General features: G+C 65.7%; 20 protein-coding genes and 2 pseudogenes. 12 read left to right on the plus strand and 10 right to left on the minus strand.

Annotation, left to right across the window (positions count from 1 at the left end):
• Nucleotides 1-69: 69 nt before the first annotated feature.
• The 5 genes and pseudogenes from TGR7_RS12410 to egtD form a co-directional block, all read right to left on the minus strand.
• The gene (locus TGR7_RS12410) at nucleotides 70-1,335 is read right to left on the minus strand and encodes an inorganic phosphate transporter (protein WP_041443049.1); all 1,266 of its coding nucleotides are present in this window, start codon (nucleotides 1,333-1,335) and stop codon (nucleotides 70-72) included.
• A 33-nt stretch (nucleotides 1,336-1,368) separates the two neighbouring features.
• On the minus strand, nucleotides 1,369-2,049 hold the full coding sequence (locus tag TGR7_RS12415; RefSeq protein WP_012639023.1) for a TIGR00153 family protein: 681 nt from the start codon (nucleotides 2,047-2,049) through the stop codon (nucleotides 1,369-1,371).
• Between the two features lie 91 nt (nucleotides 2,050-2,140).
• Nucleotides 2,141-3,481: a phosphate regulon sensor histidine kinase PhoR gene (gene phoR / locus TGR7_RS12420; RefSeq protein WP_012639024.1), complete on the minus strand. Its 1,341-nt coding sequence runs from the start codon at nucleotides 3,479-3,481 to the stop codon at nucleotides 2,141-2,143.
• 3 nt (nucleotides 3,482-3,484) lie between these two features.
• Nucleotides 3,485-4,178 (minus strand): annotated as a pseudogene (gene phoB / locus TGR7_RS12425) (phosphate regulon transcriptional regulator PhoB).
• A 36-nt stretch (nucleotides 4,179-4,214) separates the two neighbouring features.
• On the minus strand, nucleotides 4,215-5,255 hold the full coding sequence (gene egtD, locus TGR7_RS12430) for an L-histidine N(alpha)-methyltransferase (RefSeq protein WP_012639026.1): 1,041 nt from the start codon (nucleotides 5,253-5,255) through the stop codon (nucleotides 4,215-4,217).
• A 104-nt stretch (nucleotides 5,256-5,359) separates the two neighbouring features.
• Here egtD and egtC point away from each other — a divergent pair, with 104 nt between their 5' ends.
• The 5 genes from egtC to TGR7_RS12455 all read left to right on the plus strand — a co-directional run bounded on the left by egtC (nucleotide 5,360) and on the right by TGR7_RS12455 (nucleotide 9,604).
• Entirely contained in the window at nucleotides 5,360-6,139 is a 780-nt protein-coding gene (egtC, locus tag TGR7_RS12435; RefSeq protein ID WP_012639027.1) for an ergothioneine biosynthesis protein EgtC, read from the plus strand.
• Entirely contained in the window at nucleotides 6,136-7,293 is a 1,158-nt protein-coding gene (locus tag TGR7_RS12440) for an SUMF1/EgtB/PvdO family nonheme iron enzyme (RefSeq protein ID WP_012639028.1), read from the plus strand. Before egtC ends, TGR7_RS12440 begins: the two co-directional genes overlap by 4 nt.
• A 124-nt stretch (nucleotides 7,294-7,417) precedes the next feature.
• Nucleotides 7,418-8,146 (plus strand): MarC family protein, encoded by a 729-nt coding sequence (locus TGR7_RS12445; protein ID WP_012639029.1) that lies wholly within the window; start codon nucleotides 7,418-7,420, stop codon nucleotides 8,144-8,146.
• Nucleotides 8,147-8,235: 89 nt separating this feature from the next.
• Nucleotides 8,236-8,961 (plus strand): SIMPL domain-containing protein, encoded by a 726-nt coding sequence (locus tag TGR7_RS12450; protein WP_012639030.1) that lies wholly within the window; start codon nucleotides 8,236-8,238, stop codon nucleotides 8,959-8,961.
• A gap of 13 nt (nucleotides 8,962-8,974) precedes the next feature.
• Complete coding sequence (locus TGR7_RS12455; protein ID WP_012639031.1) at nucleotides 8,975-9,604, plus strand: histidine phosphatase family protein; 630 nt, start codon at nucleotides 8,975-8,977, stop codon at nucleotides 9,602-9,604.
• A 142-nt stretch (nucleotides 9,605-9,746) separates the two neighbouring features.
• Here the strand turns inward: TGR7_RS12455 and TGR7_RS12460 are convergent, their stop codons facing one another.
• Both TGR7_RS12460 and TGR7_RS12465 read right to left on the minus strand, forming a co-directional pair.
• Nucleotides 9,747-11,501, minus strand: coding sequence for a GGDEF domain-containing protein (locus TGR7_RS12460; RefSeq protein WP_012639032.1), 1,755 nt, complete (start codon nucleotides 11,499-11,501; stop codon nucleotides 9,747-9,749).
• A 145-nt stretch (nucleotides 11,502-11,646) separates the two neighbouring features.
• Nucleotides 11,647-11,943: a helix-turn-helix domain-containing protein gene (locus TGR7_RS12465; RefSeq protein WP_012639033.1), complete on the minus strand. Its 297-nt coding sequence runs from the start codon at nucleotides 11,941-11,943 to the stop codon at nucleotides 11,647-11,649.
• Nucleotides 11,944-12,121: 178 nt separating this feature from the next.
• On the opposite strand from TGR7_RS12465, the pseudogene TGR7_RS18040 reads away from it, so the two are divergent.
• Nucleotides 12,122-12,268: pseudogene (locus TGR7_RS18040) on the plus strand (helix-turn-helix domain-containing protein); the annotation flags it as partial.
• Nucleotides 12,269-12,271: 3 nt separating this feature from the next.
• Nucleotides 12,272-12,814 (plus strand): helix-turn-helix transcriptional regulator, encoded by a 543-nt coding sequence (locus tag TGR7_RS17240; RefSeq protein WP_245522982.1) that lies wholly within the window; start codon nucleotides 12,272-12,274, stop codon nucleotides 12,812-12,814.
• 593 nt (nucleotides 12,815-13,407) lie between these two features.
• On the opposite strand, the gene TGR7_RS17505 is transcribed toward TGR7_RS17240, so the two are convergent.
• On the minus strand, nucleotides 13,408-13,653 hold the full coding sequence (locus TGR7_RS17505) for a diguanylate cyclase domain-containing protein (RefSeq protein ID WP_081434295.1): 246 nt from the start codon (nucleotides 13,651-13,653) through the stop codon (nucleotides 13,408-13,410).
• Nucleotides 13,654-13,948: 295 nt separating this feature from the next.
• Here TGR7_RS17505 and TGR7_RS12485 point away from each other — a divergent pair, with 295 nt between their 5' ends.
• Complete coding sequence (locus tag TGR7_RS12485; RefSeq protein WP_012639036.1) at nucleotides 13,949-14,812, plus strand: tetratricopeptide repeat protein; 864 nt, start codon at nucleotides 13,949-13,951, stop codon at nucleotides 14,810-14,812.
• Nucleotides 14,813-14,938: 126 nt separating this feature from the next.
• On the opposite strand, the gene TGR7_RS12490 is transcribed toward TGR7_RS12485, so the two are convergent.
• Nucleotides 14,939-15,145 carry a hypothetical protein gene (locus TGR7_RS12490; RefSeq protein ID WP_012639037.1) on the minus strand — a complete coding sequence of 69 codons (207 nt, stop codon included), beginning with the start codon at nucleotides 15,143-15,145 and terminating at the stop codon, nucleotides 14,939-14,941.
• Between the two features lie 155 nt (nucleotides 15,146-15,300).
• On the opposite strand from TGR7_RS12490, the gene TGR7_RS12495 reads away from it, so the two are divergent.
• The 3 genes from TGR7_RS12495 to TGR7_RS12505 are packed head-to-tail and all read left to right on the plus strand — an operon-like array spanning nucleotide 15,301 to nucleotide 16,468.
• Nucleotides 15,301-15,837, plus strand: coding sequence for a DsbC family protein (locus tag TGR7_RS12495; protein WP_012639038.1), 537 nt, complete (start codon nucleotides 15,301-15,303; stop codon nucleotides 15,835-15,837).
• A gap of 15 nt (nucleotides 15,838-15,852) precedes the next feature.
• The gene (locus tag TGR7_RS12500) at nucleotides 15,853-16,221 is read left to right on the plus strand and encodes a cupin domain-containing protein (protein ID WP_012639039.1); all 369 of its coding nucleotides are present in this window, start codon (nucleotides 15,853-15,855) and stop codon (nucleotides 16,219-16,221) included.
• A gap of 37 nt (nucleotides 16,222-16,258) precedes the next feature.
• Nucleotides 16,259-16,468, plus strand: a complete 210-nt coding sequence (locus TGR7_RS12505) for a DUF3185 family protein (RefSeq protein WP_041443056.1) — start codon at nucleotides 16,259-16,261, stop codon at nucleotides 16,466-16,468.
• A 392-nt stretch (nucleotides 16,469-16,860) separates the two neighbouring features.
• Here TGR7_RS12505 and TGR7_RS12515 read toward each other — a convergent pair whose 3' ends face one another.
• Nucleotides 16,861-17,346: a DsrE family protein gene (locus tag TGR7_RS12515; RefSeq protein WP_012639042.1), complete on the minus strand. Its 486-nt coding sequence runs from the start codon at nucleotides 17,344-17,346 to the stop codon at nucleotides 16,861-16,863.
• A gap of 160 nt (nucleotides 17,347-17,506) precedes the next feature.
• Between TGR7_RS12515 and TGR7_RS12520 the strand changes: the two genes are divergently transcribed.
• Nucleotides 17,507-17,692, plus strand: coding sequence for a PLDc N-terminal domain-containing protein (locus tag TGR7_RS12520; protein WP_012639043.1), 186 nt, complete (start codon nucleotides 17,507-17,509; stop codon nucleotides 17,690-17,692).
• Nucleotides 17,693-17,770 lie beyond the last annotated feature (78 nt).

Consider the following 17,770-nt stretch of genomic DNA (forward strand, 5'->3'; position numbering starts at 1 on the left):
AAGTAACCCGAGCCCCGTGCAACGGGGATCGGAAGCCTTTGATTTTGCCTTCAGCAAAAAACCAACGGCTTACCCCGCCGCCAACCCAAACGCCCCCTTCAACCCAAAGAAGAACACAATCGCCAGAATCGCCCCCGCCGGCAGCGTCACGATCCAGGACAGAAAGATGGTGCGCACCACGCCCAGGTTGATGGCCGCGATGCCCCGCGCCATACCGACCCCGAGCACACCGCCCACCAGGGTGTGGGTGGTGGAGATGGGTAAGCCGGTGCCGGAGGCCATCACCACGGTGATCGCGGCGGCCAGGGTCGCGGCGAAACCGCGGCTGGGGGTGAGCTGGGTGATGCCGGTACCGATGGTGGCGATCACCTTGTGGCCATAGGTCACCAGGCCCACCACGATGCCCAGTCCGCCGAGCAGCAGGATCCAGATGGGCATGGCGGCCTGGGTGGTCACCACTCCGCCGCTCTGCACCACGCTCACCACGGCGGCAAGCGGGCCCACGGCATTGGCCACGTCGTTGGAGCCGTGGGCGAAGGCCATGGCGCAGGCGGTGACCAGCATCAGCACGCCGAACACCTTCTCCACGCTGGTGAAATGGAAGTCCCGGTCCTCGCTGGGATCGAAGCGCATGCGCCGGATCGCGGTCACGCCGAAGGCGCTGACCACGATGCCGATGGCGGCGGCAATGACGTAGGCCTCCAGGATGGTGAATTCCAGACCCAGGTGGGTGAGTCCCTTGAACAGGGTCACCAGGGCGGTGACAAAGGCCGCCAGGAAGATGTAGCCGGGCACGAAGCGCTTGGCGTTGGCCAGGGGTTCGCGGGTGTCCAGGATCAGGACCTGCACGCTGCGGAACAGGGCGAAGGCGATCACGCCGGCCAGCAGGGGCGAGACCACCCAGGACATGGCGATGCGCCCCACCTTGCCCCATTCCACCACCTCCACGCCGATGCCCACGGCGGCAAACCCAACGATGGCGCCGACGATGGAATGGGTGGTGGAGACCGGCCAGCCGAAATGGGAGGCGATCAGCAGCCAGGTGCCCGCGGCCAGCAGCGAGGCAAGCATGCCGAACACCAGCAGTTCGGGTGTGCCCGCCATGAGGTTGGGGTCCACCATCCCGCTGCGGATGGTCTGGGTGACCTGCCCGCCCGCCAGCCACGCGCCGGCGAACTCGAACACGGCGGCGATGATCACCGCCTGGCGGATCGTCAGCGCCCGGGATCCCACCGAGGTGCCCATGGCATTGGCCACGTCGTTGGCGCCCACGCCCCAGGCCATGAAGAAGCCGAAGACGCAGGCAAGGATGATGAAGACGGTGCCGTATTCCAGCAGCATGGGGATCTCCTCGACCAGGCTGCCGGTCTAGCGGGCCAGCATCAGTTGCAGGCGGCTGCCCACCCGCTGGGCCTCGTCGGCCAGATCACCGATATCGTCGATCACCCGGTAGAAGAACATCACGTCCACCGGCGGAAGCTGCGACTCCTGCGCGAACAGGGTCTCCCGTACCCGCCGCTGCACGTCATCGGTGTCCTGCTCGATGCTGTCCAGCTCCCGCAGCATGTCGTTGACCAGGTCCACCTCGTGGCCGCGGAAACCGGCCTCCACCAGTTCGTCCAGCTCGTGGACGATGCGCCCGGCCTGGCGTACGGCGTCCAGGCTACGCGCCAGGTAGTGCTTGAGGTCCTCGCGCATGTTCTCGGGGAAACGCATGCGCCGGCCGAGGATCAGCCCGGCGATGTCCTTGGTGATGTTGGCGATGTGGTCCTGGACGGTGAGCACCTCCAGCACATCGCGGCGCGACATGGCGAGCATCATGCCCTTGGGCAGCTGCAGGCGCAGGGCCTTCTTAAGGTCGTCCGCCTCATTCTCCAGCCGGACGATCAGCTGCTGCTGGCGCTCGGCCAGCGCCCAGTCTGCGACACACACGGCTTCCAGGAAGACGGGCAGTTCGGCCACGCAGGCCTGCACCTTGTCCATGTGGGTCTGCAGCGGACGGACCGGGGAGCGGCCGAACAGGTCATAGACGAAATTCTTGGGCGGCATGGGACGCACCTGGGCATGGCGGATCAGGCGCGCATTGTAACAAAACTGTCACATTATGGACGTGGGAAGGCCCCGGGATGGGCGGGCAGGATCAGGAGGCGGTTTCGGCCCCGGCGGCCAGGGCGGTCGCCGGGTTGGCGCGGCGGATGATGCGTTCGGCGGGGAAGTCGCAGATGAAGCGGCTGCCCTCGCCCAGGCGGCTTTCCACCCGCAGGCGGGCGTCGTGGTGCTGCAGCACGTGCTTGACGATGGCCAGGCCCAGACCGGTGCCGCCGGTGGCCCGGGAACGGTCGGATTCCACCCGGTAGAAGCGCTCGGTGATGCGCGGGATGTGGTGGGCCGCGATGCCGATGCCCGTGTCCTGGACCTCGAAATGGGCGCCGTTGCGGTCCTCGTACCAGCGCACGCTGATGCTGCCCCCGGCGGGGGTATAGCGCACCGCGTTGCTCACCAGGTTGGAGAAGGCACTCTGCAGTTCCTGCTCCACCCCGTTGAGCCACAGGCCGGTGTCGGACTCCAGGTTGATGTCCAGCCTGGCCTCGCTGGCCAGGATTCGGGCATCCTCCACCAGGCTCGCCAGCATGGCCGGCACCGACACCGGCTCGCCGTCCCCGGGCCGTGTCTCGGCGGCCTCCAGGCGCGACAGGGTGAGCAGGTCCTCGATGATCTGGCGCATGCGCGTGGCCTGCCCCTCCATGGAGCGGTAGGTCCGCAGCAGGGCCGGATCGTCCTGGGCGTCCTCGGCAAGCGCCTCCAGGTAGCCGGCGATCACCGTCAGCGGCGTGCGCAGTTCGTGGGAGACGTTGGCCACGAAATCGCGGCGCATCTGTTCAAGACGATGGATTCGGGTCACGTCGCGCACCGAGAGCAGGAACTGGCGGTTGCCATAGGGCACCATGCGGGCACTGAGCTGGCGGTCGGTATCGGGACCGGCGGGGAATTCCACCGGCTCGGTGAAATCCCCCTTCTCCAGGTAGCCCAGGAAGGCCGGGTGGCGCAGCAGGTTGGTGATGCGCCGGCCCACGTCGTCCGGGGACTTGAGCTCCAGCAGACGCACGGCGGCGTCGTTGAACCACTCGATCTCGAGCCGGGGGCCCAGGATCACCGTGGCGTCCGGCATGGCGGCGCTGGTTTCGTTGAAACGGTTCAGCAATTTGGCGATCTTCTTCTTGCGGCGCCGGTTGCGCTGGTAGAGCCGATAGTGTTCGCTGACCAGGTCGCCCCAGACCCCGCTGGCCTCGGGCGGCTCATCGCGCTTGCCGTAGCGGATCCAGGTGATGAAACGGTACAGCTGCCGGAACTGCCAGCCGATGTAGGCGGCCAGGACCAGCAGCGTGCCCCAGGGCCAGAGTCCGAACAGCCAGTCCACCAGCAGGCCGGCGAGCACGAATCCCGCCAGGCGCCAGACCTCCACCGACCAGGGTGTCGACAAGCCTCAACTCCGGGACGAGAACCGGTACCCGGCGCCGCGCACGGTCTGCACGTAGCGGTCATAGCCCGGACGGGCCGAGGGCCTTGCGCAGCCTCAGGATGTGTACGTCCACGGTGCGTTCCTCCACGTAGGTGTTGCGACCCCATACCCGGTCCAGCAGCTGGGAGCGGGAATACACACGCTCCGGGTGGGTCATGAAGAACTGCAGCAGGCGGAATTCCGTCGGCCCCATTTCCAGTGCGTTGCCATCCACGCTGGCCCGGTGACTGCCGGGATCCAGGGTCAGACCATCCACCTCGAGGGGCTTGTCCTCATTCTCGGGCACGGTGCGGCGCATGACCGCCTTGATGCGCGCCACCAGCTCGCGGGGGGAGAAGGGCTTGGTGACGTAGTCGTCGACACCGGCCTCCAGGCCGCCCACACGGTCATCCTCCTCGCCCCGGGCGGTGAGCATGATGATGGGCACGTCCCGGGTGTATTCATCACGCTTCAGGCGCCGGGCGAGATCGATGCCGCTGGTGCCGGGCAGCATCCAGTCCAGCAGGATCATGTCCGGCAGGCGACTGGCGATGCGCTCCTGGGCCTCGCCCCCGTCCACCGCCTCATCCACCTCGAATCCTGCGCGGGCCAGGGCAAAGCTCACCATCTCACGGATGGCCGGCTCATCTTCCACGATCAGTACGGTCTTGGCATTCATCACTGTGGGCATCTGTCCATGTTTGAGACAGCGGTATTACAACGGATGTTTGTGACAGACCCGTGACAATTGTGCGTGAATCAGGGAAAAGTAGCCATTCTCCGGTTCGTGGTGGGCAAAGGCCGTCAAACCAGCGTCATGGAGCAGCTGATCTACTGATCCCCGCGTGAACTTGCGGCTGATCTCGGTGAGGATGGGTTCCTCCGCCTCAAGCCTCAGGCTCTCCCCCAGATGCCCGAATTTCACCACCTGGTCACAGGTGGAGACCAGGTGCATCTCAATACGCTGCAGCGACGGGTCATAGACGGCTCGGTGCCGGAAGGCCCCCAGCTCAAAGTCCGCCGCCAGCTCCCGATTCAACACCCGTAGCAGGTTGAGGTTGAAGTCCGCGGTGATCCCGGCGGCATCGTTGTAGGCCGCCTCCAGCACACTTGGATCCTTGACCCGGTCCGCACCCAGCAACAGGCTGTCCCGCCCCCCCATGCAGGCGGCCAGCCCCGCCAGGAAGTCCCGCGCCTGCTGCGGCTCGAAGTTACCGATGGTGCTGCCCAGGAACACGAACAGACGCCGGCCCTCCGGCCTCGGCAGGCCGTCCAGCCCCGCCAGGTAATCACCCACCAGGGCATCGATGCGCAACCAGGGGTGACGCGCCAGCAGGCGCTCCCCCGCTTCCCTGAGCATGGGCTCGCAGACATCAAAGGGCCAGTAACGGCAGTGCCTCAGGCCGGCACGCTCGACGGCATCCAGCAGGTGACGGGTCTTGCGCGAGGCACCGCTGCCCAGTTCGATGACGTGATCGGGCCTGGCCTCGGCGATGACCGCGTCAGCGCATCGGGCCAGCAGGGCATCCTCGGTGCGGGTGGGGTAGTACTCGGGAGTCTCGCAGATGCGGTCGAACAGGACTGAGCCCCGGGCGTCGTAGAAATACTTGGGCGGCAGGCTGCGCGGGGCGAAGAGCAGGCCCTCACGCACGTCCTCTTCCAGACTGGGCACTGCACGGCCCGGCTCAACCACGTGACAATCGAATCGTCCTGAAGCTGGCCCGAGGGCAAGCGAAGTCTGTTGCAGTCTGTCCATGGACAGTCCCCTGGATGCGCTTGCAAGCCCAAGAGGCTAACATGCCTCCATTGCCGGCGGGTTTCATCACCCCACAAGTCCTGCCGTTTTGATCGGGATACATCATGTGCCGACACGCCGCCTATCTGGGCACGAACATCTGCCTGGGCCAGTTCCTGCTGACGCCCGCCCACAGCCTCGAAGTGCAATCCTGGGCGCCCCGGGAGCTGCGCTACGCAAGGCTCAATGCCGACGGCTTCGGCTTCGGCTGGCACGCACCCGACGGCGTGGCGCGGCGCTACGTTAACCCCATGCCCATCTGGTCCGACGTCAATCTGCCCACACTGGGTGAGACCCTCACCAGCCCCCTGTGGCTGGCGGCGGTGCGCAGCGCCACCTCGGGCTTTGCCAGTGGCCCCGCCAACACCCAGCCCTTTGCCGTGGATGGGTTGCTGTTCTCACACAACGGTTACCTGGAGCACTTTGTGCAGCAGGTGCGCCCCGCCATCCAGTCCTGGCTCACACCGGAAACGGAATCCGGCATCCAGGGCAGCACCGACTCTGAATACCTGTTCGCGGTGATCCGCCAGTTGATCGCAGAGGACGACCTGCCCGTGGAGGCGGCCCTGGGAGAGGCCTTCAACCTGGTGGGCGAATGGCTTGATGAAGGCACGGCTCTGCTCAACGTACTGATGAGCGACGGTAAGCGCATCTACGCCACACGCCACGCCATCAATCACGAGTGTCCCAGCCTCTATTACACCACCGACGACGACGCCTTTCCGGAGGACGCCCAGCTGGTGGCCTCCGAGCGCCTCACCGAAGGCGGCCTCTGGCAGGCGGTGCCCGAGCACCACGTGCTGATCCTTGACCCCCAGGCACCACCCGAGCTGCTCGCCCTGTGACCACCTCTCTCGCCACTCTCACCCGCCTTCGCGCGGTCCAGCATCGGCTGCGGGCGCTGATCGCCCCCCTGGACGACGCCACCTGCCGCCAGCAGTTCCATGGGGACCTGAGCCCCCTCGGCTGGCATCTGGGCCACTGCGTGTACGTGGAAAACCATTGGCTGCGTGCCGTGGTGCTGGGCGATGACCGGCTGACCCGCAAGCTACGGGACTATTACACCCCGGAAACCAGTCCCAAACCACGACGCGGTCCGCAGCTGCCCGACAAACAGCGCCTGCTGGACCAGGTCATGCAGCAGCAGGATGACAACATCCTGCTGCTCTCCGGGTTGGCCGAGCCGTTGCCGGCTCATCCCCTGCTGGAACACGAATACCTGCCCCTGTTCCTGATCCAGCACCACTGCCAGCATTACGAAACCATGCTCATGGTGCTGAACCAGCGGGCCATCAAGCAGCATCCTGGGGATTTTCATCCCCAGCGTCGGCTGGAGTCGGATGATGCCTCCCTGGTACGCCTGAGGGTTCCGGCCGGCGACTTCCCGGTGGGAGGCGAGGCCCCCAAGGCCTTCGACAACGAGTTGCCTGTGCATACCTTTTCCCAGGACGCCTTCTACCTGGGCGCCAAACCGGTCAGTAACGCCCAGTACCTGTGCTTCATCGAGGCAGGCGGCTATCAAGATCCCGGGCACTGGGACGAGGCCGGCCGGGCCTGGCTTTCCGAACATCCGGCACGGGCACCGGATCACTGGCGCCAGGATGATCGTGGCTGGTGGTACGGCATCGACCAGGACGGTCCCCACGACCTTGACCCAGACATGCCGGTGCACGGTCTTTCCCACCACGAGGCCCGTGCCTTCGCCCGCTTTGCCGGCGCACGCCTGCCCCACGAACATGAGTGGGAGGTCGCCTGCCGACTGGGGCTCATGTATGACAGCGGCCACGTGTGGGAATGGTGCGCCAACAGCTTCTTTCCCTATCCAGGCTTCAAGCCCTTCCCATACGACGAATACTCTCTCCCCTGGTTCGACGGACAGCACTACACCCTGCGCGGCGCAAGTCGCCACACCCGCCGCGACATCCGCCGCTGCAGCTTTCGCAACTTCTACACACCGGAAAAACGCCACGTGTTTGCGGGGCTCAGACTGGCCTGGTAGGAAAATCCAAGATTCAAAATTCAAAATTCAAAATTCAAAATTCAAAGGGAAACCCATGGCCTCACCTTTGAATCTTGAATTTTGAATTTTGAATTCCTACCCCCCGCCTTGTTAGGCTGGGGCCATGCTCACCCTCCTCGAATACCTCGTCATCACCTTCCTGGCGGTGTTCGTCATCGTCAATCCGCTGACCACGGCCTTCGTGTTCATGGCGCTGCTGCCGCGGGCCTCCGAAGAGCGCCGGCGCATGATCGCGCTGCGTTCCACCAAGATCGCCACGGCGCTGTTCTTCGTGTTCGCCACCATCGGCGGCATCATCTTCCAGCTGTTCGGCATCACCCTGGCGGCGTTTCGCATCGCCGGCGGCGTGATCCTGTTCGGCATCGCCATGAACATGATCCGCAAGCGAGGCGACGAGGACGAGGAAAAGGCCGAGGAGGCGCGTGCGGAGCAGAGCCGGCTCTCCGACGACATCTCGGTGATCCCGCTGGCCATCCCCTTCATCAGCGGACCCGGCTCCATCGCCACGGTGATGATCCTTACCAGCGAGGCGCCCACCATCTATCACACCGGCCTGGTGTACCTGGCGGTACTGGCCACCACCGTGGCCTGCTACTTCGCCATGGTCCACTCACGGCACATCGTGCGATTCCTGGGGGAGACCGGAAAGCAGATCCTCACCAAGATCTTCGGCCTGATCCTGGCCGTGCTGGCCATCCAGTTCATCATCAATGGCGTCAGCGACGCGGTGACCGGCTACATGCTGGACCAGGGACTGCTGGATGGCACGGTGATCGAGGATCCGCGCACGCCGCCGCAGAATCACCGGCTGGATCTCGATCCGGGCGAGTGATGGATGACGGCGGGCGCGGCCCGCCCTATGCTTCGGGAACCAAGTGCCCGGCACAAAGCACAAAGCACTAAACCACCCGGAGTCCCGCCATGCGTCCACACCCCCTGCTGACCAGTCTCCTGCTCTGCCTGCTCCTGCTGCCCCTGACCGCACTGGCCGATGACGACGACGCCGTGCGCCTGCACCTGTCCGCCTTCAGCGAACAGGAGGTGGACAACGACCTGATGCGCGTGACCCTGCAGGTGGAGCGCAGCGGCAGGGACACTGCCCGCCTGGCCCGGGAGGTGCGCGAGATCATGGACCGGGCCCTGCGCACCGGCCGGGACCACCCCACGGTGAAGCTGCGTACCCCCGCCTACACCACCCAGCCGGTCTACGAGCACCGGGACAACCAGACCCGTCAGACCGGCTGGCGCATCATCCAGACCCTGGAGCTGGAAAGCACCGACCTGGAATCGGCCACCACCCTGGTGGGCAAGCTGCAGGAGGGTGAGCTGCGGGTCATCCAGATGGGATTTGCGGTCTCCGACGAGACCCGCGAACGGGTGCGCAAGGTGCTCAGTGAACAGGCCATCGACCTGTGGCGCGCCAAGGCCGCCGCCGCGGCGGCACGGGTGCAGGCCAGTCACTGGCGGCCCGCGGAACTGCACTTGCAGGATGAGCTGGACGGCCCGCCGATACGTCCCCTGATGGCACGCGCCATGGATGCGGCCATGGAGTCCGCCCCGGCGGTGGAGGCCGGCACCTCGCGCCTGCGGGTGCAGGTGAGCGGCACCGCCCTGGCCCTGGGCGTGAAGGCCGAAGCGCTGCGCTGAGGGAGCACGTGGCATGAAACACCTGCGACGCAGGCTGTTGCTGGCCGGCGCCCTGCTGCCCTGGCTGCTGGGCACCGTGCATGCAGGTACCGACGACCCCCACCGGGCACTGCTCGAACAGCTGCGTGCCGGCGGACTGGTGATCTACTGGCGCCACGCCATCACCGACCGCAGCCGCCGTGACCAGGACCTGAGTGACATGGCGCGCTGCGAGCGTCAGCGCAACCTCTCCGAGGCGGGACGTGAACAGGCGCGCACCATGGGCGAGGACATCCACACCCTCGGCATCCCGGTGGGCGAGGTGATCTCGAGCCCGTTCTGCCGCAACGTGGAGACCGCCCGGCTGGGCTTTGGCCGGCACAGCCTCGACGAGGGTCTGTACAACTGGCCCCCGGCCTCCGCCGAGCGCAAGCCCCAGCTGGTCGCTGCCTTGCAGGAGATGCTCGCCACCCCGCCGATCGACTCCGCCAGCAACACCGTGCTGGTGGGCCACAACCTCAACCTCCAGCAGGCGGCCAGGGTGCACATCGAGGAAGGGGACCTCGCCGTGTTCCAGCCCCTGGGCGCGGAGGGATTCCGGCATCTGGGCAACCTGACGGATGGTGATCTACGACGCCTGCGGCTGGACGAACGAGGGCGTTAGACGTTCGACTCAAGGGACGAGCGTCCCGCCGTAGGTCGGCCTTCAGGCCGACAGCGCGGCTTCGATGGGCAACGGCATCGGCCTGAAGGCCGACCTACGGCTCACGCGCCTGTCACCGATCCCCTCACCCCTCACGATACCTTCACTGCAGATCCATGAGATCCCGGTGCTCTTCCACCAGGGCATCCCGGTAGAACCACACGCGGTGGGTGCCGTCCTGCTTGGCGCGGTACATGGCGAAATCGGCGCGTTGCATGAGCTGCTCGGCGTTGTCGCCGTCCTGGGGATAGAAGGCCACGCCGATACTGGTGCGCAGCATCAGCGTGACCCCTTCGTGGACGAAGGGCTGCTCCAGTCCCTGGAGGATCCGCCCCGTCACCCTGAGTACGTCGGCGGGTGCATGCAGGCCGCGCAGCAGGACGATGAACTCATCGCCCCCCAGGCGCGCCACCATCTCCCCGTCGGCCTCCCGGGAGCCGGGTGACGGCACGGGCTGTCCGCGGGCCACGTAGTCCTGGTCGCGCACGCAGGCACTGACCAGCTCCGCGAAGTGCCTGAGCACCCGGTCACCCATGTCATGGCCATGGGTGTCGTTGATGTCCTTAAATCGATCCAGGTCCAGGAACAGCACCGCGAAGCGTTCACCCTGCCGGCGTGCCAGATCCACCGCCCGGCTCAGGTGATCGTTGAACTGCTTGCGGTTGGCCAGGCCGGTGAGTTCGTCGTGGTAGGCCATGTGGTGAATCTGCTGATGACTGTCCTGAAGCCTGTCGACCATCTGCTCAAAGGCCTGCATGAGACCGCCGATCTCGTCCCCGCGACGGTGCAGGGCCGGAAAATCCCAGCTGCCCTCCCCGATCCGCAAGGCCGCGCGCTCAAGCGTGGCCAGTGGCTTGAGCACCAGGACGCGCAGGGCGAGCTGCACCATCAGGAAGGTGCCGGCGGTGGCCACAAACACCACCAGCAGGACCAGCCAGCCAAGGCCCCGGGTGGCCTGGGCGATCTGTTCTCCCGGCACGTGGCCGAGCCAGAGATGGTCCGGGTACAGGGCGCGCACACGGATGTAGTCACGACCCTGCCGGATCACCGGATCCGCGTCGCCGGTGCGCAGGTCGGCAAGACCTTCGGCCGCGATCTTCGGCAGGTCCGCGAGCAGGGCCTCGGCACCCGCGTCCACGCCGCAGGCGGCCAGCAGCACCTCACCGCCGTGATTGACCGCCAGCAGATTGCCCTGGCCTGCCCGCTGGTAGGCGAACATCTGCTCCTGTACTAGGCTCAGGTCCATGAGCAGCAGCAGGTAGCCGTAATGCTGCAAGGGGGTCGCCACCGGATCGGTGCGCACGTCGCGAAGCATCACCGGCCGGCTCACCATCAGCAGGCTCTGCCCCAGCTGCGCATCATGCACCAGTTGCACACCATCAGCCTCGAGCCCCAGCAGCGAGGCGGTCGGCAGACCCTCGCTGGAAGCACGGCCGGCGCGCACCCAGCGCACGTCCTCGGTGCCGTCGGACAGGGCCAGGCGGACCTCGCGCAGGTCGGGGTGGGCCTGCTGATAACTGTCCAGCAGGCGCAGCAGCGGCCCGTAGAGCAGCTCATAGCGCTCGAACTCATCATCCGCACGCATGTAATTCTGGAACAGGGGATTGCTCATCATGAGGCGCGCATTGGCCTCGGCGGTGCGGATCTTGGACTGCATGTGCAGATCCATCTGCTCCAGCAGGGTGTCCATGCGCGCCAGGTGCTGCTCCCTCAGCTGGTCGTGCAACTGCACGTAGGCCAGCCAGCCGAGCAGCAGCAGGGGCGCCACGATCATGGGCAGGAGCCAGAGCGTCACACGCGTCTGCAGCCTGAGTCCGCCGCGCAGGGGCCGGCGGCGATCGGGGTGGCGATCGCTCATGGCTGGCCCGTGTCCTGACGATGCACGGATGTCCCCATGTCAGGCACCGGGCTCACGCAGCACGCGCTGGTGGATGTCCTGCACCCGGCGGCTCCTGGCCCTGGTTAGGCTGTACACGTCGAACGAAAACACAGGGAAAACATCGCTATGCCGCCTTCTGATGCTTTCGCTTTTCTAGTGACTGCGCGCCACCCGTCGCGGTATCCTGCGGATACCGGCCCGGCCAGATATTGGCCGGGTCCACACCTATCGCCTCCGCGATCAACCGCTGCGCCTTCGGGTAGGGCCGGTGCAGCGCCTCCTTGAGGGTCGTTGCCGACTTGTAACCGTGGTGCAGCGATAGCCGGCGCAGACTCCAGCCGGCCTTCTCCAGGGCCGCCTTGATATCCGCCGGATGCCAGTCGCCGCGAGGCGGTTTTTTTGGGTGCTGTCGTGTGCTCATGGGTGGACATGATGCCCACGTTTGCGGACTACGTCAACCCCGGTTGTGGGTTGATGCTTCCGCTCGCCCCACACAAGCGGGGCTATAGCACCTAAGACACTGAATTAATTAACGAAAACAGAAAGCATCAACCCCGCAAGAACTAACAACCGGCAGGTTGATGCTTTAAGGATTGGAAGTGACAACCACGATTGGAGAGCGAATAGCCCACATACGTGGCTCGCGGAGCCAGGCCGCGCTAGCCCAACAGCTTGGCGTCCATAAAAACTCCATCGGGAACTACGAACGTGGCGAGAGAACGCCGGACGCGGACTTTCTTCGCAAGCTCATGGACGCTGGCTACAACGCCAACTGGGTGATTACGGGTGAAGGCCCGATGCGACTAGGCGAGCCCGAGCCTGCGGCGCCACAGGCCGCGCCGGAGCACATGATCCAGGAGGTGGGCGAGGAGTACGCCCTGGTGCCGCTCTACGACGTGCGCGCCGCCGCAGGCCACGGCGCCGTGGTGGAGGAGGAGCAAGTCACTGATTCGCTGGCCTTTAAGCGCCAATGGATACACCAGGAGCTTCACGCCAACCCGGCGGACCTGTACCTTATATATGTGGATGGCGAGTCGATGGAGCCCACGCTCCGCCCCGGTGATGTCATCCTGGTGGACCGCCGCAGCGCCCAGGCCGTACCCCGTGACGGCATCTACGTGCTCAGGATGGACGGCAGCCTGCTGGTGAAGCGCCTCCAGCGCCTACCGGGCCGCAAGGTGAAGGTGACCAGCGACAACCCAGCCTACGAGCCCTTCGAGCTGGCGCTGGACACCCCAGGCGAAGACCTGGCTATCATCGGCCGGGTGGTGTGGTCCGGCCGCCGCATGTGACGGCCGTTTAAACGATCTTGAAAGGGTTGGTAAACAGATGCGCCGCTTTCGCTTTTCTAGCGTCCAAATCAGCCGATTACGGCGAGCCCCGCCGAAGCCCGCGCCACGCCTAGCTCTCCCGCTATCCGTCGCCAAATCCCGGCCAATCCCGGTTCTTTCGCCTTCTAACTGTCTCCCCTCACCCAGGGTGCCCCACAGGTAGAGCACGCCATGGCTTTGCGCTGCCTCGTAGGCGGCGCGCCAGCGGGGATCGAGGTGTTCCAGCTGGGTCAGCGCCACCGGATCCAGGGGCTCGAGCCAGCCTCGGCGCACATAGCTCGCCAGGTTCGAGCCGTTCACCAGTACCACGTCGTAGCCGCGGCCCTGGGTCTCCACCAGCAGGGCGTCGCGGTCGTCGTCGGTTTCGAAATAGATCAGGTTGAGGCCCACGCCGTGCTCGCGCTCGAATGCCTCGACCAGTTCGGCATCCAGGTAGTCGGGCCAGTTGAGCACCGTCAGTTCGGCCTGGGCGAGCGCGCGGCCCGGCAGCAGCGTCAGCAACAGAAGGCACAAGGCCAGGGGCAGGTAAGGCATGGACAGATCTCTCGACAGGTTCACGACGACATGGACTCCCCAGCAGCCAGGACCACCCGATTGCGGCCCTCGGCCTTGGCCCGGTAGAGGGCCTCGTCCACCCGGTGCAGCAGGGCATCCGGGCTTTCTTCATCCAAGCTGGAGGCGGTGCCCGCACCGATGCTCACGGTGATGCGCTCGGAGCCACACCCCAGCATCGAGACCTGCCCCTCTTCATCCTGAAGCGCCATGCGGAAATTGCGCATGCCCAGGGACAGGGTCTTCACCCGGGGACGCACCAGGCGGACGGTAGCGGCACGCCCATGACGCTGACCCCCTCCAGCATGAGGATGGCGACCTGCAGACAGCCGAAGCGACGGGGGGCCGGGGGTGGATTGGAGGCTGTGGATGCTTCGGGCATTAAAGTGGCAAGTGGCAAGTGGCAAGCGGCAAGTGGCAAGTAAACCCAGAATACTCCTGCCTATCCTTTTTCACACCTTGCCACTAGCCACTTGAGACTTGCCACTGGGCGCAGCCCACTGTCATCACGCCGTCACAAACCGCACCTACCATGACACTCCCATGAAAAACACCCTGATTCTCATCCTCCTGCTGACCCTCGGGCTCGCCCTGAACGCCCACGGCGAGGCCTTGCCCTGGAGCGAGCAGGCCACGGCGGGACGGGACGCGAAAGCCCTGGAGTCCATGGCGCATGCCCACCTGGACAAGGAAGACCCGGACCCGGCCCAGGCCGCCCTGTGGCTGGAATCGGCCGCGAAGGCCGGTTCCGGCACGGCCATGGCCCACCTGGCCTGGCTGCATGCCGAAGGCCTGGGCGTGAAGAAGGACGGCGAGCAGGCTGTGTACTGGTATGAACAGGCCGTGGACGCGGGCGAGATCCAGCACACCCTGAGCCTGGGCTGGGCCTACCTGCGCGGCGATCTGGTACCCCGGGACCGGGCGCTTTCGGAGGCCTGGTTCCACAAGGGCATCGACGCGGATTATCCCCAGGCCAGGGTGGCCCTGGCCTCGGTGTTGATCGCCGATGCCTTCGGCGGCCAGCACCCTGAACGCGCCCTGGAGGCAGAGGCCCTGCTGCAGCCGGCGCTGGAAGATGAGCCCATGCTGGTCAGCTACTTCCTGGCCCGATTGTACGTGGAAGGCATCGGGGACGTGGAACGGGACATGACCCGGGGTTTTGCCTACACCCGCATGGCCGCGGAACTGGGGCACGCCCAGATGCAGGGCTGGCTGGGCCGCATGTACGCGGACGGGGACGGCGTGGAGCCCGACCCGGCGGAGGCCCTCAAGTGGGCGAGCCTGGCGGCCGCCGGCGGGGACACCTTCGGCAACCGGACCCGGCTGGAACTGGAAGCGACCCTGGACGACGCGACCGTCGGCGAGGGTCGCCGCAGGGCCGTGGAATGGGCCCAGGCGCGCCACTAGCCCGTGGGCAGCAATTCATAGGGCGGCCCGTGGCCGCCTCTGCTGACCTCGAACCTGCGGCAGACGGCGGGCAGGGCCCGTCCTATGGCGATGATTCTTCCGGAAGACTTCGGCGCGACGTGCGGGTCAGCGCCGGGACTCCTTCAGGAAATACAGCCCCAGAGCCACGAAGATCACCCCCACCACCAGGGCACCGGTCCCGGACATGGACTGCCCCTCGCTCACCGTGAGCCGGCTCAGGAAGATCTCGCCGCTGAGCAACACGTAACCGCCGACCCCCAGCAGACCCAGCCCCACCAGCACCAGGCCGGTGTCCGTGCGACGCTGTTTCATAAACCCTCCTGATATCCTGTGTGACAACCCTGCCGGGATGAAATCCCGGCTACCGCGCGTCTAATGATCCGGGTTACCGGGAACCTCGTGCCGGAATGACGGACTCATGCACTGGGCCCGGGATAATCCACCCCATCCAAACACAGGAGTGCATCATGGTCAAAAAACCCGCTTTCTGGCTCCTCGCCCTGTGCGCGGCCCTGCTCGGCGCCACCGCAGGCGCCAGCGGACTGCCCCCCGCCAACCCAGCCCTGGCCGAGCAGGTGGAGGCACTGCCCGAAGCGGACCTGATCATCTACAGCCCGGCCGAGGTCAAGCACCGGGTCACGGTGTTCACCGATGTGAACTGCCCCTTCTGCCGGCGCCTGCACACCCAGATGGACGACTACCTGCTGTTCGACATCGAGATTCGCTACGCGGCATTTCCCAACATCAACAACGCCCTGGAGCAGATGCACGGCGTCTGGTGCAGCGAGGACCGCAAGTCAGCCATGAGCAAGGCCAAGCGCAACGAGATCGTCAAGGTGGAGGGATGCCAGAGCCGGGCCGTGGATGACCAGCTGGACATCGCCCTGAGCAACCGGTTCCTGGGCACGCCCGCCATCGTCACCCCCAGGGGCCGGGTGCTGTACGGCCACGTCACCGCCGAGCGCCTGATCGAGATCCTGGAGCTGGAGGCGGCCAGCCAGTAGGCCGCCGATAGGGCCATGGACAACCTGTTCACGGAGATCCCCGAACACCTGCCCGCCGAGTGGCTGCAGGACCTGCTGGTGCACCGGGGCCTGCGCATTGAACGCATCGTCTCCCGGGGACACGCCTCGCCGCCGGGCCACTGGTACCAGCAGGACTGGGACGAGTGGGTGCTGCTGATCCAGGGCAAAGCCGAACTCGAATACCGGGATCCGCCCGCTCGACGACGCCTGGCACCCGGGGACTGGCTGTTCATCCCCGCCGGCACCGCGCACCGTGTCAGCTGGACCACCCCGGAGGAGAACAGTCTCTGGCTCGCCCTGCACTGGGACGCCGGGACTGACGCCCGGGCGCCGGGTAACTGCTTGCAGACCCAGGCCCCCTGACCTACTCTCCACGCTCATGCACCGTCTGGGGGAACCCATGCACTGGACACGTGTTCTCGGCATCGCCCTGCTGGTCGGTGGAGGCCTCCTGCTCTGGATGGGCTTTGGCGCCACCGAGACCTTCACCGAACAGGCCCACGAGGCCATCACCGGCCGCTACTCCGACACCACCACCGGCTACCTGGTGGCCGGCGGCGTGGCCGTGGCTGCGGGGCTCGCGCTGGTGCTGTTCGGCGCGCGGCGCTGAGTCCGTGCGCGGCCGCGATCAGCGGGACTCGCCGTCACACTTCTCCTGGCACCTACTCCCAAGGCTGCCTGCTGCGCTTCAGACCATGTTTCTCATCTGAGCCGCGCCTCAGGACATCCCGGCGATACAACAGAAACACGACAAAGAAGCCGATCACAGCACCCGCAACGATCAGACTCGTCCAGGCCGCAACCCCCAGCGCGTCGCTCCACAGGAATGCGGACACAGCGATGCCAAAGAGTGCAAGCTGGGCCGCTATGTATTTCAGAGAACACATCAGTTGACAGGCTCGTCGGGATGACTGGGCTTTTCCTGGCGCCCGGGCAATAGAACTTCCTTTGACTCTGTTTTTTCCCGCGCCCCAGCGTCTCCGCGAGAGAACGGATGTTGCTCTAACGCATGAAGGCGAAGCCCTCTTCCTGCTGCAGGCGCACGATCTCCGCATCGGCCATGGGGACCACGGTGGCGAAACCGTGGAAATCCTCGGGTGCGTAGCCGCGGCGGCGGGCACCGGCGGCACAGATACGAAACTCCACCACGTCGCCCACCGACAGGCTCTGGGCGCGGGCCATGAGCTCCGCGTGCTCGGCGTAGTTCTGGCGCGCGAAGGCATGCAGGGCCTCGCCGTGGACCACCACGACAACCCGGGTGTCGAAAGGATTGGCGCCGTTCATGCGGCTCAAATAGCTGGCCCGGTCGATCACGCTGCGCAGCTTGTCCGGTGTGGGCGAGTCGGCGTCATAGACCACCTTCTGGCCGTCATAGGACTGATGCACCTCGGTGGCGACGCCCCAGGGTGCCGGCAGTGCCTGCGCCAGGCAGGTGGCCGGAATCAGCATCACGCCCGCCATGAGCGCGAGCCGGAAATTCATGGACATGGTTTCGTCTTCCTCGACTGCCTCGCGGTCAGTCACGTGCAAATCAAAAAGATGCAGGGCAGTTACAGGATATTCCCAGGCAGGGGCAACCCGGCCCGCGCACCGCTATACTGGTGAGCAACGATCTCCAGCCCTCCACCAACTCCAGGGAATAACAACTATGGGTATCGAAGTCGGCGGCCTGCTGGGCCTGATCCTCCTGATCCTGAACATCTGGGCCATCGTCAGCACCCTGTCGAGCCGCGCGGGCGTGGGCAGCAAGGTGCTGTGGATCGTGCTCATCCTGATCCTGCCGCTGATCGGCTTCATTCTCTGGCTGCTGCTGGGACCCAAGTCCGGGCGCTGACCCCCATTTCCACGCCTCCCGAGCCCAACATTCATCGGGTAATCCGGGCTTAATCGGCCCATTTTGATCGGCTTTCCC

This window comes from Thioalkalivibrio sulfidiphilus HL-EbGr7, assembly GCF_000021985.1.
Classification (GTDB): domain Bacteria; phylum Pseudomonadota; class Gammaproteobacteria; order Ectothiorhodospirales; family Ectothiorhodospiraceae; genus Thioalkalivibrio_A; species Thioalkalivibrio_A sulfidiphilus.

Excerpts from the sequence above, each read along its gene's own strand:
- TGR7_RS12485 (WP_012639036.1), top strand. The coding sequence starts at position 13,949 with ATGAAAAACACCCTGATTCTCATCCTCCTGCTGACCCTCGGGCTCGCC.
- TGR7_RS12450 (WP_012639030.1), top strand. The coding sequence starts at position 8,236 with ATGCGTCCACACCCCCTGCTGACCAGTCTCCTGCTCTGCCTGCTCCTG.
- TGR7_RS17240 (WP_245522982.1), top strand. The coding sequence starts at position 12,272 with ATGGACGCTGGCTACAACGCCAACTGGGTGATTACGGGTGAAGGCCCG.
- TGR7_RS12455 (WP_012639031.1), top strand. The coding sequence starts at position 8,975 with ATGAAACACCTGCGACGCAGGCTGTTGCTGGCCGGCGCCCTGCTGCCC.
- TGR7_RS12500 (WP_012639039.1), top strand. The coding sequence starts at position 15,853 with ATGGACAACCTGTTCACGGAGATCCCCGAACACCTGCCCGCCGAGTGG.
- TGR7_RS12445 (WP_012639029.1), top strand. The coding sequence starts at position 7,418 with ATGCTCACCCTCCTCGAATACCTCGTCATCACCTTCCTGGCGGTGTTC.
- TGR7_RS12490 (WP_012639037.1), bottom strand. The coding sequence starts at position 15,145 with ATGAAACAGCGTCGCACGGACACCGGCCTGGTGCTGGTGGGGCTGGGT.
- TGR7_RS12505 (WP_041443056.1), top strand. The coding sequence starts at position 16,259 with ATGCACTGGACACGTGTTCTCGGCATCGCCCTGCTGGTCGGTGGAGGC.
- TGR7_RS12520 (WP_012639043.1), top strand. The coding sequence starts at position 17,507 with ATGGGTATCGAAGTCGGCGGCCTGCTGGGCCTGATCCTCCTGATCCTG.
- TGR7_RS12415 (WP_012639023.1), bottom strand. The coding sequence starts at position 2,049 with ATGCCGCCCAAGAATTTCGTCTATGACCTGTTCGGCCGCTCCCCGGTC.
- TGR7_RS12465 (WP_012639033.1), bottom strand. The coding sequence starts at position 11,943 with ATGAGCACACGACAGCACCCAAAAAAACCGCCTCGCGGCGACTGGCAT.
- egtC (WP_012639027.1), top strand. The coding sequence starts at position 5,360 with ATGTGCCGACACGCCGCCTATCTGGGCACGAACATCTGCCTGGGCCAG.
- TGR7_RS12460 (WP_012639032.1), bottom strand. The coding sequence starts at position 11,501 with ATGAGCGATCGCCACCCCGATCGCCGCCGGCCCCTGCGCGGCGGACTC.
- TGR7_RS12515 (WP_012639042.1), bottom strand. The coding sequence starts at position 17,346 with ATGTCCATGAATTTCCGGCTCGCGCTCATGGCGGGCGTGATGCTGATT.
- egtD (WP_012639026.1), bottom strand. The coding sequence starts at position 5,255 with ATGGACAGACTGCAACAGACTTCGCTTGCCCTCGGGCCAGCTTCAGGA.
- TGR7_RS12495 (WP_012639038.1), top strand. The coding sequence starts at position 15,301 with ATGGTCAAAAAACCCGCTTTCTGGCTCCTCGCCCTGTGCGCGGCCCTG.